This is a genomic window from Vibrio sp. 10N.247.311.51 (genome assembly GCF_041467855.1).
In the GTDB taxonomy this organism is placed as follows: domain Bacteria; phylum Pseudomonadota; class Gammaproteobacteria; order Enterobacterales; family Vibrionaceae; genus Vibrio; species Vibrio coralliirubri.
Map to the genome: position 1 here is coordinate 1 of NZ_JBFSVK010000014.1, position 13,716 is coordinate 13,716.

At 45.6% G+C, this 13,716-nt stretch carries 12 protein-coding genes, 1 pseudogene and 1 riboswitch; of the genes and pseudogenes, 11 read left to right on the top strand and 2 right to left on the bottom strand.

From position 1 onward, the window contains the following. Positions 1-275: 275 nt before the first annotated feature. Entirely contained in the window at positions 276-956 is a 681-nt protein-coding gene (locus tag AB6E85_RS13810) for a glutathione S-transferase family protein (RefSeq protein WP_372143034.1), read from the bottom strand. Positions 957-1,327: 371 nt separating this feature from the next. On the opposite strand from AB6E85_RS13810, the pseudogene AB6E85_RS13815 reads away from it, so the two are divergent. The 11 genes and pseudogenes from AB6E85_RS13815 to thiM form a co-directional block, all read left to right on the top strand. Further along, positions 1,328-2,374: pseudogene (locus tag AB6E85_RS13815) on the top strand (ElyC/SanA/YdcF family protein); the annotation flags it as partial. 107 nt (positions 2,375-2,481) lie between these two features. Further along, complete coding sequence (locus AB6E85_RS13820) at positions 2,482-2,733, top strand: DUF2999 family protein (RefSeq protein ID WP_004731647.1); 252 nt, start codon at positions 2,482-2,484, stop codon at positions 2,731-2,733. Between the two features lie 418 nt (positions 2,734-3,151). Next, the gene (locus tag AB6E85_RS13825) at positions 3,152-4,180 is read left to right on the top strand and encodes a DUF4382 domain-containing protein (RefSeq protein WP_372143035.1); all 1,029 of its coding nucleotides are present in this window, start codon (positions 3,152-3,154) and stop codon (positions 4,178-4,180) included. 174 nt (positions 4,181-4,354) lie between these two features. Further along, a complete protein-coding gene (locus AB6E85_RS13830) occupies positions 4,355-5,083 on the top strand; it encodes an AraC family transcriptional regulator (protein WP_016793022.1) in 729 nt (242 codons plus the stop codon). An 85-nt stretch (positions 5,084-5,168) separates the two neighbouring features. Further along, positions 5,169-6,086 carry a DMT family transporter gene (locus tag AB6E85_RS13835; protein ID WP_102394458.1) on the top strand — a complete coding sequence of 306 codons (918 nt, stop codon included), beginning with the start codon at positions 5,169-5,171 and terminating at the stop codon, positions 6,084-6,086. A gap of 98 nt (positions 6,087-6,184) precedes the next feature. Next, positions 6,185-6,296, top strand: a riboswitch (TPP riboswitch). Positions 6,297-6,392: 96 nt separating this feature from the next. Beyond that, positions 6,393-7,286: a bifunctional hydroxymethylpyrimidine kinase/phosphomethylpyrimidine kinase gene (gene thiD, locus AB6E85_RS13840; RefSeq protein ID WP_010430528.1), complete on the top strand. Its 894-nt coding sequence runs from the start codon at positions 6,393-6,395 to the stop codon at positions 7,284-7,286. Then, positions 7,276-8,040 (top strand): ABC transporter ATP-binding protein, encoded by a 765-nt coding sequence (locus tag AB6E85_RS13845; RefSeq protein WP_372143036.1) that lies wholly within the window; start codon positions 7,276-7,278, stop codon positions 8,038-8,040. The genes thiD and AB6E85_RS13845 overlap by 11 nt, the downstream gene beginning before the upstream one ends. Continuing rightward, on the top strand, positions 8,033-8,848 hold the full coding sequence (locus AB6E85_RS13850; protein ID WP_372143037.1) for an ABC transporter permease: 816 nt from the start codon (positions 8,033-8,035) through the stop codon (positions 8,846-8,848). Before AB6E85_RS13845 ends, AB6E85_RS13850 begins: the two co-directional genes overlap by 8 nt. Before the next feature lie 103 nt (positions 8,849-8,951). Next, positions 8,952-9,908 (top strand): ABC transporter substrate-binding protein, encoded by a 957-nt coding sequence (locus AB6E85_RS13855; protein ID WP_050646626.1) that lies wholly within the window; start codon positions 8,952-8,954, stop codon positions 9,906-9,908. Between the two features lie 8 nt (positions 9,909-9,916). After that, on the top strand, positions 9,917-10,597 hold the full coding sequence (gene tenA, locus AB6E85_RS13860) for a thiaminase II (RefSeq protein ID WP_108112002.1): 681 nt from the start codon (positions 9,917-9,919) through the stop codon (positions 10,595-10,597). 29 nt (positions 10,598-10,626) lie between these two features. After that, a complete protein-coding gene (gene thiM, locus AB6E85_RS13865) occupies positions 10,627-11,412 on the top strand; it encodes a hydroxyethylthiazole kinase (protein WP_372127538.1) in 786 nt (261 codons plus the stop codon). A gap of 138 nt (positions 11,413-11,550) precedes the next feature. On the opposite strand, the gene AB6E85_RS13870 is transcribed toward thiM, so the two are convergent. Further along, positions 11,551-13,494 (bottom strand): methyl-accepting chemotaxis protein, encoded by a 1,944-nt coding sequence (locus tag AB6E85_RS13870; RefSeq protein ID WP_372143038.1) that lies wholly within the window; start codon positions 13,492-13,494, stop codon positions 11,551-11,553. Positions 13,495-13,716 lie beyond the last annotated feature (222 nt).

The window sequence follows — 13,716 nt, forward strand, 5'->3', positions numbered from 1 at the left end:
AAATGATCAGATCACAGGACTTGGAAAAGGTTCAACTAATTTAGGCAACAACGCCTTACAAATTCGCTGCGATCCAGAGTAACTGATTCAGGACTTTTCCCCGGCACGACCGACAGAGACACCATCGGATGTCGGTAAGGGTTCTTACAATAGCTATATCAATAGTATTGATATTTTAACTAGTGTGGTATCAGTTAATAGAAACAATACTATTGATTTTTAGATAGCTCGCCCAGTAATGAGCTTTCGCTCCACATCGTTTACTTCATGCTGAATTATTCGTTGATTGGGAAATTCGAAGGAAACAGTGCTCGTGTCGCTTCTTCATCACGTTCGGTTTTAAACTCAATGCCTTTGCCGATTTCGCGAGCACGCAGTGCAGCAGGGCGAGTGTTGATTGCGTTAAACCAACGCTTCAAGTTCGGGTAAGGTTCTAGGCCTTCTTCACCAAGCACGACTGGTGCTTTGTCAATCCAACCCCATGCAGCGACATCGACAATGGTGTACTCATTTCCTACGATAAATTCACGACCTTCCATATGCTTTTCTAGCACTTCGTAGTGACGTTGTGCTTCACGTAGGTAACGGTTCACTGCGTAGTCTAGGCCTGCTGGCGCAGCATGGCGGAAGTGTACCGATTGACCAGAATATGGACCAAGACCACTCGCAATAAACATCATCCAAGAGAGCAGTTCAGCTCTATCTTCTGGCTGACCACCTAGCTTGCCAGTCTTCTCTGATAGGTACAGAAGGATAGCGTTAGAATCGAACACGCGTTGTCCTTCGTCTTCAATCGCTGGCGTTTTACCGTTCGGGTTAATCAAACGATATTCCGGCGTGTGTTGCTCGCCTTTTAAGGTATCAACAGGAACGAGTTCAAAATCTAGGCCTGTCTCTTCTAGAAACAGAGCGATCTTCATTGGGTTTGGTGTTTGGTGAAAATAGAACTTAAGCATGGGGTAACTCCTTGTATTGGTAATTCATTAAAGCACCAGTTGAACGATCGTTCAATAATTGATTTTGAATTATTTGAAGATCTTCTGACTCGCATTCCAACTCTATGTGTTGAAGACCTCGTTATTTGAGCGAGGGGTAAAATCGCGCGATTCAGTGTGTTGGATTTTAAGTTGTTGAAAAAATGAGCTTAAAGTGGTGTTTTTTGATTCGTTGCTTTATGCGGAGTTCGGATTTGTGATGGGTGGTTTTTGGCGGGATAGAGCGTATGAAATCCGCAGTCAGATATTCCAACAAAAACGTTGAGCACTGGTTCAAACCAGAATTATCTGGATGCACAGGCTTATTGGTAAGTTCAAAATCGTGATCTGCTGCCACACCTTATTCTTTTGCTGCTAACGACGGCGCAGTACAGGCTTCTGCGGATTACGCGCAGTTGGTGACTAAGCGACAAGTTGTCGACCAATTACTTCTTGATGCGTTGCAGGCGTTTAAGTCTCCGGCAAGAATTTCTCACGCGGGCTTTACGGCTAAAATGCCAAGCAACATGGAAATTGTGACTAACCGATTGTTAGAAGCTTACCAACTAGAACCTTACCGTACTGATTTGCTTATCTCGGCAGCGAACGCTCAGATCTACAACAAGAATGCAGAGCGCGCTATTGAGCTGTTTGAGCAAGCGCTGACGGTTGCACCAGACGATGTTGATCTTCATGCTTACCTTGCGGTTTGGCAGCGATTTGAAGGCAATGAAAGTGAATCCAATAAGCACATGGAGAAACTGGAAAGCCTGAACAAAGGTAAAGCAGAAGACATCAAACGCATTTTTGCTACGGTCGACCGCGTGTTAGAAACACCGTTGAAAGAGTCTGCGGATAAAGGCTTGCTTGATCATCATGGCGCGATTGTCACTTTGGGCTATGCGCTTAATCCAGACGGCTCTATGCATCAAATTTTGATTGAGCGTCTTGAGACAACATTGGCGATGGCTAAGGCGAACTCAGATGCGATGATCGTGTTAACGGGTAGCGTGCCCAAGAACCACAAGACTGAAGGTAAGTTAATGGCGGATTGGCTTATCGAGAAAGGGGTAAGCAAAGATCGCATCATCGAAGAGAATTACGCGACCAGCACGGTAGGCAATGCCTTATTCAGTAGCTACGCACTTGCTCGCCATGATATTAAGCACGCGACCATTATTAGCTCGGCAAGCCATGTTCGTCGTGGTCAAACTCTGTTTGAAATCGCTAGCTGGCAAACCGGCCCTCAGGGCATTACTTTTGATACGGTTTCTTACCCAGACAAGCCACTCGCAGATCTTAAGAAGGCGAGTGATGGTGAGCTACTAGGTATCTACCGAGATGCGCTTAGAACCTATGGTATGTGGAGCTACCGCTCTTACCCATTAGAGTCTCGCTAGGCTTAGGGTTACTTCACAGTAGGCAAAGTATAAGTTGCTAGTACAATCGAGCACAGCTAGATGGTATGCTGTGCTCCTACTTAATTTAGTGTTTCAAAGGCAAAAAAATGAACCCGATTTTAGCAATGTTGAAAGAGAACAATATTAGCGACGAGCAGATCAGCGAGCTATTCAAGACGTTGACCGAGAACCCTCTTGCAGCAATGGCGACGATCAGCCAACTTGGCTTACCACAAGATAAACTTCAAATGCTGATGGGCCAGGTAATGCAAAACCCTGCGCTAATCAAAGAAGCCGTTGAAGAGCTTGGCCTAGATTTCTCTAAGGTTGAAGCGGCTAAAGAACAACTTCAAAAATAAGCGAATTTGAATGAGCTAAGATCGAATTAGCTTAATCAAAATTCAATGAAAAGGTCGTTTAAGTTCAGCAACAGGCTGTCTTAACGGCCTTTTTTGATCTTGGTGGCGATTATTCACTTTGATCAAGTTGCTTTCAATCCCTGCTTCCCATTTTCTACTCAACGACTATTTCAACACAATTGACAGCACTTTTGCCAAACATGCGTTGCTACTGATAATTTACTTACTAGACTTAATTAACCTATGTGCGACTTGATATGTGCACCTTGATGAACAGTGTTTTTTGGATGAGGAATGCCCTGAATAGTAGGGATCATCAAACAATAGCGCTGTTTATTTATGGGTCACAACAAGAAAAAGAATAAGAGGGCACTCAAATAAGCCCTTTATTGAGCAGTGATTTTATAGGAAATGAGTTATGAAATATTTAAAGGAAACGGCTTTAGCTAGCCTTGTGTTGGCCGGGCTTGTTGGTTGTGGCGGAGACTCAGGATCATCAAGCAGTACGACACCCATTACCTTGAGTGTGAGTGATGCGCCCGTCGATGATGTTAAAGATGTGACGGTGACATTCAGCAAGGTAGCTTTACTTCCGATTCAGGGAGGTACAACGCTAGTGTATGACGTGTATAAAACGGACGAAAACGGAGATTACGTTGATGAAAATGGCGACCCGTTGCCAGACGGTGAAGATCCTATTCCATTAAGTGTCAATTTATTGGATTACCAAGGAAGCGATGCACTTCCTTTGATTGAAAACGAGGTAGTTCCAGTAGGTAGCTATAAACTATGTGTGTTTGCGAATGATGGCGATCACCCGACACATCCATCTTATGTTGTAGAAAACGATGACTCGATTCGTGAGTTAACGGTGAAAGGTAATGGCGCGTGCCCGCAAGGTGTTGGTAAAGAAGATAACGCTGGCGTGCTTTACTTTAATGATTCATTTAATGTGAACCAACAGAGTAACGATTTTGTTGTCGAGTTCGATCTTCGACGTGGCCTAAAGAACAGTTCGACTTTCCCTGATTACACTATTCAAAGAACGTCTGTAAGCCTTATCAATACGGTTGAGACAGGAAACATTGAAGGTACTGTTTCGAGTACCACTTTTGAAGCTTGTAACCCTACAAATGATAATACTTATGTTCAGTCGGTGTACTTGTATGAAGGTAATGTCGACAAAGCTGACATGGCGCCTATTGGCGGTTCCGATGAGGTGAAGCCGATTACTTCAGCATCAGTGGCAATGAATGAAGCACAGACTAACTATGAGTTCTCTCTGGGATTTATTGATCCAGGTACTTACTCATTGGGTTATACCTGTACCGCGCAACACGACAGTGATGAAGACAATGCTGATCCGGTTGCTGATGGTTTTGACATTTCTGAAGTTCAAAATAGTGTTCAGGTAGTGGTTGGTCAGGATAACCAAGTATCGTTTTAAATCTTTGACGTGATTAAGCATTCGAATAAAAACGGCCTCTCATTTAGAGGCCGTTTTTGATCATGTCACCTAGTTAGCATGAATTTGATGATCATTGAGTGTGACTCTAGGGAAGTGATAATGTAACTTTGTATCTCTTACTTTAACCTAGCGAAATGTACTCCGGCGTTGCTCATGAAATCTAGCTTAAGCATTCGATCTTACACCAAGCAATTTAATACCCATGCTCATGATGACCATCATCAACTGGTATTGCCGATCCAAGGCAGTATTAATATCGAAATGGTGGGGTATGTCGGTAAAGTGGCCGTGGGCGAATGTGTGGTGATTCCGGTAACCACAGCACATGCGTTTAAAGCGGACGAAGCAGCGCGGTTTATTGTCGCGGATATGGCTGTGTTGCCTCAGCATTTGTTAGAGCACGAGCTCTCGGTTTTCACGATAACGCCACCTTTGATGAGCTTCTTGTTGTTTGTTGAGAAGCAGCTAGAATATCAGGTCGATAGCGGTATTGAGTCATCCATCTTGGATGTGTTTTCACTGCTGTTAGAGCAACAACAAGTGAGCAAGAGCATCGACCCAAGAATCCGCGCTGTACAAAGGCTGATAGCGGATAATTACACACAACCATTATCCATTTCGCAACTTGCAGAAACGGCTTGTTTGAGCCCCACTCAATTCAAAAAACGCTTCAAAGAATGTCTGGGTATCAGTGCGCTTAAATACATCACTCGCTATCGTATGGAGAAAGCCCAAGCCTTGTTAACTCATACCGATTTACCGGTTCAATTGATTGCTGAAAATGTGGGCTATAGTGATGTGTCTGCTTTCAGTCGTCGCTTCTCTCAGCACTTTGGCATGTCTCCAAGGGCGTTTCTAGGCTCAATGAAAGACAGTCTTTAGAAACAACAATAGCGTCCTTTCGGCAAACTAACTTTTATCAATCTTCACTATTATCTATTTCAGAACTGAAAATTGGGTAATAGAAATGAATCTTGCCATCAATCGCGTTAACGAATTCCAAACGGGCACTTTAGCCATCTTGTTTGCTTCTATTTTATGGGGCACGACAGGCACCGCCGCAAGTTTTGCGCCTGATCTAAGCCCATTAGCGATTGGTGCTTTCTCTATGGGCGTCGGTGGCCTAATGCAAGCGGGATTGGCGTATCGAAAAATCCTATTCGCTTTCGACAAGCTTTTGCAGAACAAGAAGCTGTTGACGGTGAGCGCTTTGGCTTTAGCGATCTATCCTTTAGCTTTCTATTCTTCAATGAAATTATCTGGCGTGGCGATTGGAACAGTGGTTTCGATTGCTACCGCACCTTTCTTTTCTGCTCTGTTAGAGTGTCTTATTAGCAAAAAGAATAATATCAACAAACGTTGGCTCACTAGCTTTGCGATTGGTGTGGTGGGTATTGGGTTGTTGGTGTTTTCAGAATCTTCATCGACGAATGAATCCGGTGATGATCTCAAGCTGTTCGGTATTGCTTTAGGTTTGCTCGCTGGGTTGTGTTACGCCATTTATTCTTGGGCGACCAAAGCACTGATCGACAAAGGGATTAAGTCACAAGCGGCGATGGGCAGTATTTTTGGCCTGGGTGCGATGCTGTTGCTGCCAACGCTCTGGTTTACGGGGGAGAACCTGTTTTCCTCGCAGATTAACGTATTAGTCATCAGTTATCTGACGTTAATCCCACAATGCTTGGGCTATATCGCGTTCAGTTTTGGTTTACGCCACGTGACCGCGAGTAGCGCCAATCTGCTGACTCTGTTTGAACCAGTAGTTGCAGCGGTGCTTGCCGTCTGTGTTGTCGGTGAGCTGATTCCTTTTACAGGCTGGTTAGGTATGTCTCTGATTGTGTTGTGCTTGTTTATACAGTCGAAGCCATCTAAAGGAACGTTATAAGTATTTGTTTTGTTTTGCCTAATTGAAATTTTTTCATGTGTAATTCTTATAATTGAATAAAATCAGTATCTCAGTTGTGAGAGTGCTGTTACTATCGCTATCAATAGTCGGGGGGCATATACCTTATTTGGTGTTTGCTGAGATCGTTAATCGAGACCCGTTGAACCTGATTCAGTTAACACTGGCGTAGGGAACTATAAGCACTCGATCTGCGTCTGCACCCATGAAAACTTTCATGTGTTTATTGCGACTTCTCCTTCGATCGGTGTTCGTTCTCCTACGTCTTGTAAGATAGTAGGAGCGACAATGACACACAGTTCTAATTCAAAAGATTTAACGCTAAAAGCCTCAGTTTCGCAGCACTCTGCTGATGGTTCGATTCGAACAAACACTCCGATTGTATTGACGATCGCTGGTTCTGACAGTGGTGGTGGCGCGGGCATTCAAGCTGATATTAAAGCCATGTCTGCAACGGGTAGCTTCGCTTGTTCGGTAATTACCGCAATTACCTCTCAGAATACCCAAGGCGTTTCCGCCATTTTGCCTATTCCACTCGACCATGTTGCTAGCCAGTTAGATGCGGTTTTTACTGATCTCAATATCGTGGCAGTAAAAGTCGGCATGTTGGCCGATTCGCAAATCATCAAAGTCGTCGCTGATAAAATTAAGCAGTACCAACCTAAACACTTAGTGATTGACCCTGTAATGGTCGCAACCAGTGGTGATCTTCTTTTAGAAAACTCAGCCATTACTACACTGAAACAAGAGCTGATTCCGCTGGCAGACATCATTACGCCTAATTTGCCTGAAGGCGCGGCGTTAACAGGCAAGCCGGTACCTGAAAGCGAAGCTGAAATGCAGGGCATGATTGAAGATTTACGCGCACTAGGTGCTAAAGCGGTTCTCTTGAAAGGCGGCCACCTGGAGAAAGATGAAAACAGTAACGACTTACTGATTCTGCCAACCACATCTGCTCTGATTAGCGCGAAGCGTTTTCCTACCAAAAACACTCATGGAACGGGCTGCACGCTCTCTTCTGCTATTGCTTCTTTCTTGGCTCAAGGCAACAAACTTCCAGAGGCTGTCGACCTAGGTAAACAATACATTTCACGAGCAATTGCTCACGCCGACGAACTTCAAGTTGGTCAAGGTCACGGCCCTGTAAATCACTTCTTCGTTGGGCACGGTAATGTCCGTTAATACGATTGGCGTTCAACTCAGTAATGCGACTCTGCGTTACCGAGATAGCGAGCACGCGACCTTATCTGGACTGTCATTGAGCTTAAAAGCAGGCAAGTGGACAGTGTTACTTGGTCGCAGTGGCTGCGGAAAAACCACGGTATTGCGTTATCTGGCAGGCTTGTTGGACGACAAGGTGGAATGGCAGGGCACATTGGCAACGTCTGATGAATTGCCTTTAACGGATCGCATCGCTTACATGGCGCAGCAAGATTTGTTACTGCCATGGCTATCGGTTATCGACAACGTGTGTTTGAGCCATCGCTTTCAAAATTCCGCAGATAAGCATAAAAATATCGAGCATAAAAATCAGGCGTTAGAGCTACTGATTTCTGTTGGTCTGGCTGATTACGCGGATGCGATGCCGGATCAGTTGTCTGGTGGTATGCGTCAACGTGTCGCTTTGGCTCGAACTTTAATGCAAGACAAGCCAGTGGTGCTGATGGATGAGCCGTTCTCTGCGCTGGATGCGGTAACGAGACACAAACTACAGAGCTTAGCGTGTGAGATGTTGAGAGATAAAACCGTTGTGTTGATCACCCATGATCCGCAAGAAGCGGTGCGTCTGGCGGATAACTTGTATGTGTTGCAAGGCATGCCTGCGAGTGCTCACTCTTTACCTGTGCCTCACACCTCAACGCCACGAGTGCTCGATGGTGAGTGTGCCGAGTTGCAACAGGCGATCTTAGATCAGTTGGAGCGTGATTATGAATGATCTAATGCGAAGTGAAGCTGTGACTCAGTCAACGAACGTGCAGTCTAGCACTGAACGTTCAAGTCAGATGAATCCCGTTATGCGTTTGCTTATCAGCAGTGTTGTGATTCTTGGCTTATGGCAACTTGTGGTCGTTGTTTTCGAAATGCCGAGCTTCATTCTTCCGGCCCCCGCAGAAGTCTTTCTCAAGCTTATTGAACGCTACGATGTGTTACTCAAACATACATGGGTGACTGCGCAAGAGATCTTACTTGGCTTGCTACTTGGTTTGTCGATGGGGCTATTTTTCGCCCTGCAGATGTTGATGTTCGAACCGCTGAAACGCTGGTTGTTGCCTATCTTAATCGCTAGCCAAGCGATTCCTGTGTTTGCGATTGCGCCAGTATTGATGCTGTGGCTTGGTTATGGCATCGCGTCAAAAGTGGTGATGGCGGCGATCATTATCTTCTTCCCCGTGACCACTTGTTGTTACGACGGCCTACGTAATACACCGACAGGTTATCTCGATCTTGCCAAGACCATGGGTGCATCGAAGTGGCAGTTGCTGCGTTATATCCAACTACCTGCTGCGCTGCCAACACTGGCGTCTGGCATTCGTGTGGCGGTGGTGATTGCCCCAATTGGTGCGGTCGTAGGGGAGTGGGTTGGTTCGAGTGAAGGGCTGGGTTATCTAATGCTACAGGCCAACGCGCGCATGATTATCGATGAGATGTTTGCCGCCTTGTTCATCTTGGCGGTGCTGTCTATCTCGCTCTACTTCATCACAGACAAATTACTCAAAAAAGCTATCCCTTGGGAGAACCAATGATGGTTTTCTCAATAGCACTTGTTTAATAAGGCTTCGTTTAATAAAGCCTGTTTAATAAAGCTTCGCTCAACATAAGAATAATATTCAAAAGGAAAGGTTAACCGTGAAAAATACAAAATTGATAGGTGCAGTGGCACTGCTTGCTTCATTGGTTTCAGGTCATGCTCTAGCGGACTCGGAACAAAAGAAACTGACACTGATGTTGGATTGGTTTGTGAACCCGAACCACGGCCCAATTGTGATTGCTCAAGAGCGTGGCTACTTTGCTGACCAAGGCCTAGAGGTTGAAATCCAAGAGCCAGCAGACCCAAGCACGCCAGCAAAATTGGTCGCAGCAGGTAAGGTCGATTTAGCGGTAACTTACCAACCAAGTTTAACCATGGATGTAGCGGCAGGCTTGCCTCTCGTTCGTGCATCTACTCTTATCGCAACGCCACTGAACACACTAATGGTTTTGGATAACGGCAAGAACGATTCGTTAGCGGATCTGAAAGGCAAAAAGATCGGTATTGCGATTGCGGGTAACGAAGAAGCAACTATCGGCACTATGCTAGCTCAAGAAAATGTTGCGTTTACAGACGTGCAAACCATCAATGTTGGTTGGGCACTTTCATCTTCATTGGCATCAGGCAAGGTAGACGCAATTTGGGGTGGCTTACGTAACTTCGAAACCAACCAGTTAGCACTTGAAGGCTTTAAAGCAAAAGCATTCTTCCCAGAAGAGCACGGCGTACCCGCTTACGACGAGCTGATCTTTGTGGCGAATGCAAAGCAGCACGACGATGAAGCGATCAAAGCGTTCAACAAAGCACTGGAACAAGCAACAACTTACATCGTGAACCACCCACAGGAGTCATGGAGTGAGTTTGTGGCGTATTCACCAGATACGTTGAACAACGAGCTTAACCAACGCGCATGGAACGACACACTGACTCGCTTTGCACTTCGCCCTTCTGCTGTAGATATGAAGCGTTACGACGATTACGCACAGTTCATGTTTGACAAAGGAATTATCAAATCACTACCAAAAGCCGCTGACTACGTACCGACTTTTGACTAAGGAATATCATGAAATACCAAGACTTAATCCAAGCTTGTCAGCAAGATTGGCAAGACTACACAGAGCATGATTTTGTTAAAACGCTGGCAAACGGCACGCTCGCTCAGCCGTGTTTTCTGCATTACTTGAAGCAAGATTTTCTGTTTTTAAAGCAGTATGCCCGTGCTTATGCATTGGCAATTTATAAGGCAAAGACACTGGCTGACATGCGTCGTGCACTGCCTAGTGTTCATGCGCTGCTAGATTCTGAAATTTCACACCACGTGACTTACTGTGGTCAATGGGGTTTAACCGAATCTGATTTAGAAAACGAACCTGAAGACTTCGGTACAGTCGCTTACACTCGCTACGTTTTGGATGCGGGCATGACGGGTGATCTTGTCGATCTTTATGCTGCATTGGCTCCATGTTCGATTGGTTATGCCGTTATTGGTAAAGCGCTATTAGAAAGCGGTGATACTGTTTTAGAAGGCAACCCATACGCGAGCTGGCTGCAACTGTACGGCGGAGAAGAGTTCCAGTCTGGCGTGGCAACGGGCGCAGAATATTTCAATCAGCTGCTTGCTGAAATTGATATCAACAGCGAGCGCGGTCAGAACATCGTTCATATCTTTAAAACAGCAACGCGCATGGAAGTGGCTTTCTGGCAGCAAGGGCTGAACGCTCTTGATGACTCACTAGCTGTTTAAAGCGACTTCTAACGAATAAGGATCTATCGATGCTAACTGAACAAATTATTCAATCACTGCGCGATGTGCGAGCGCAGAAGCCATTGGTTGTGAACATCACCAACTACGTAGTGATGAACAATACTGCCAATGCGTTATTGGCGATTGGCGCTTCTCCTATCATGGCGCACTCACAGCAAGAACTGGCTGAGATGATGTCATTCTCTGGCGCTTTGGTGATCAACATTGGCACGCTTGATAGTGTGTGGACGCCAAGAATGCGCTTTGCGGTTGAACAAGCGAATGCGAACAGCAAGGTTGTGGTGCTTGATCCTGTGGGTTGTGGCGCAAGTACGCTGCGTACCGAGACTTCTCGTGAACTCGCACGTTTAGCGGATAAATTGATCATTCGTGGTAACGCGTCTGAGATTATCGCGTTAGCGGGCGAGCAAGCGCAGAGCAAAGGCGTTGATGCGCTAGATAGCAGTGATGCCGCACTAGGCGCAGCGCAATGCTTAGTCGCTGAATACGGTGCGAATGTGGTGATTTCTGGTGAGACGGATTACGTTGTCACTCAAGACAGCGTTGTGACGTTAAACAATGGCCACCCAATGATGCCGTATGTGACGGGCATGGGTTGTACGCTAACAGCGCTGACGGGAGCTTTCGCTGCAGTCGGTGATGACAGTGGTTTGGCTGCTGCAGCTGTGTTGGGTGTGGTTGGCGAAATCGCGGCTGAGAACTCACGCGGCCCAGGTAGCTTGCAGATGAACTTACTCGATGAGCTGTATCAGCTAGATGAAGAGACACTGATTCAACGTTTGAAGATTCAGTAGATTCAATCTAGATCTGCATTCGTAGCTTATTAAAAAGCCCTCAACACATATGTGTTGAGGGCTTTTCTATTATTGCTTCAAAACCGTATTAACTATCTCGTCGCGTTAGCTATCCCGCTATATGAGAAATTGGCTTCGTTAGGTTCTAAATCGATTTACTTGGCTCTCTAGATGATGAGCAACCTCGGTTAAGTCACTCGCGGCACCAGAAATGCTGCTGACTGACTCTTGGTTACTTTGTGCGATGGTGTTTGCACCTTGTGCATTCTCACCCAATGATTTGGTCAGACAATCTTGCTCATCGACAGATACTGCGATCTGGCTGTTGGCCTGATTCAAATCTTGGATGTGTTGGTTAATCACATGCAGGTTCTGAGAGGCTTGTTGTGCCTGAGTCGAAGCATCTGAAACCGTACTGTGGCTCTCTTTGATCGACTCTAACGCATCTTTAGCGCCACGCTGTAACGAGGTGATGAGTTCGTCAATCTGGCTCGCAGAATCTTGAGTACGCTTAGCTAGCGTTCTCACTTCATCGGCTACCACGGCAAACCCACGGCCTTGCTCACCCGCACGTGCGGCTTCAATGGCAGCGTTCAATGCCAGTAGGTTGGTTTGTTCAGAAACGCCTTTAATTACTTCAAGAATGGCACCAATGTTCATCGACTCTTTGTGTAGGTCAGTCACTTTTTGGCTGCTGACCTGCATGCTTTCATCGGCGCTGCCAATTTCATGCAGTGTTTTGTCTACTTCTTTGAGTCCCATTGCCACATTCTCGGTTGCTTGGTTAGCAACTTGAGACGCGTGGTTAGCACTTGCAGCAATTTCTGAAGTGCTGGAAGCCAATTGATCAACGGCAGAAGAGATATTGATCATTTCACTGTTCAATTGTGTTGCGTTGGTCGAGCTGTTGTTTGTCACTTGATTGAGTGACTCCGACATCTCACCAATGCGCACGCTAGAACGGTTCACTTGACCAACAATATCGCGCAGAGATTCAATCGTAATCTCCATGTTAGTCAGCAGTTCACCAATCTCATTCTTGCTCTCAATGTTCACTTCCACATTCAAGTTGCCTTGAGAAAGCTCGTTGGTGATCTGTTTAACTTGTGCGATGCCTTTAGTAATAGATCGAGTCACCAACACGGCGCTCGTCATGCCAATAACTAAAGCCACACCCGTCAGCAATATGATGATTTGAATTGAACGCTTTTCACTGGCTTGTAGCACTGGCGTGAGCGCTTGTTTCTGTTGCTCGAGAATACTTTGAGCATCCGCGACTGCAATCGCTAAGCTGTCACCAATAGAGGCGAGGGTAGCGGTTCTTTGCGTGTTCTCAATCATCTGTTGATGAACTTGCTCAAAGCCCTTCGCGTACGCTTCCCGTTGGTTAGAGAAATCTTCAATCAATTCACTTTGATAAGGAGATGATTTAAGAGACTCAATATCGCCCTCGATACCTGGCAGAGCATATTCAAAGATGTCTTTACCGGCTTCGTAGGTTTTGAGGTCGTTGTTGTTCGAGTAACTCAGTACAGTGATCTTGGCGGCGAGGAAGTTCTCCATCAACATGCCCGCATATAAGCTCGCGTTTGGATCGTTGTTATTGTATGACTCATACAACAAGCTCTGAGCCGCTTTCAGTGCGTTGGTTTCTCGTTTGACCATCTCAACGTTGACCAGCTGGTCAATGAGGAGCTCACTCTGTTTCATTGACCCATAAGCCACATCAAACGCCGCCACGCTTTCTTGCACTAATTGTAGGCTAGCTAGGCTATCGGTTTTGCTGGTGGATTGGATTAAGTTGTTGAGCAGATCATCAATCGCAAGTTTGCTTGATTGATAATTCGTTTCGTACTGTTCATCCAATGACTCTAAGTAACGTTCAGAAGCTAAACGCATCTGAAGAAAGTGCACTTGAATGTTGCTTGATAATGTCGCTTTTTGGCTGAGTTCACTGTATTGGCTAAAGCCGTTCGACAAGGTTTGAATACCTTTGTAACTCACAAAGCCTGAAATGACGAAAAAGAGCAAGCAGATGGCATAACCCAGCTTGATCTTGAGCGCTATAGAAAGGTGGCGCATAACTATCCCTATATTTACCTGATTCCTTCACTGTAGAGTATTTCATAAAACAGCGTTCTGGGCATGCTTGAAGTGAATTCTTTGTGTAATAAGTAACGCTTTAGTTAAAAGATTCAGGTTTTTCGGCATGCTTTCAACGAGTTGCGTATTTGATGGTGCGTGTGTAATTGAGCTAATTTAGTATTAACTTCCATGCACATGATGTGATTTGTCGGTAAAATA

What these genes read in the sequence shown, in the direction of transcription:
- AB6E85_RS13810 (WP_372143034.1), bottom strand. Translation starts at nt 956, where the DNA reads ATGCTTAAGTTCTATTTTCACCAAACACCAAACCCAATGAAGATCGCT.
- AB6E85_RS13820 (WP_004731647.1), top strand. Translation starts at nt 2,482, where the DNA reads ATGAACCCGATTTTAGCAATGTTGAAAGAGAACAATATTAGCGACGAG.
- AB6E85_RS13825 (WP_372143035.1), top strand. Translation starts at nt 3,152, where the DNA reads ATGAAATATTTAAAGGAAACGGCTTTAGCTAGCCTTGTGTTGGCCGGG.
- AB6E85_RS13830 (WP_016793022.1), top strand. Translation starts at nt 4,355, where the DNA reads ATGAAATCTAGCTTAAGCATTCGATCTTACACCAAGCAATTTAATACC.
- AB6E85_RS13835 (WP_102394458.1), top strand. Translation starts at nt 5,169, where the DNA reads ATGAATCTTGCCATCAATCGCGTTAACGAATTCCAAACGGGCACTTTA.
- thiD (WP_010430528.1), top strand. Translation starts at nt 6,393, where the DNA reads ATGACACACAGTTCTAATTCAAAAGATTTAACGCTAAAAGCCTCAGTT.
- AB6E85_RS13845 (WP_372143036.1), top strand. Translation starts at nt 7,276, where the DNA reads ATGTCCGTTAATACGATTGGCGTTCAACTCAGTAATGCGACTCTGCGT.
- AB6E85_RS13850 (WP_372143037.1), top strand. Translation starts at nt 8,033, where the DNA reads ATGAATGATCTAATGCGAAGTGAAGCTGTGACTCAGTCAACGAACGTG.
- tenA (WP_108112002.1), top strand. Translation starts at nt 9,917, where the DNA reads ATGAAATACCAAGACTTAATCCAAGCTTGTCAGCAAGATTGGCAAGAC.
- thiM (WP_372127538.1), top strand. Translation starts at nt 10,627, where the DNA reads ATGCTAACTGAACAAATTATTCAATCACTGCGCGATGTGCGAGCGCAG.
- AB6E85_RS13870 (WP_372143038.1), bottom strand. Translation starts at nt 13,494, where the DNA reads ATGCGCCACCTTTCTATAGCGCTCAAGATCAAGCTGGGTTATGCCATC.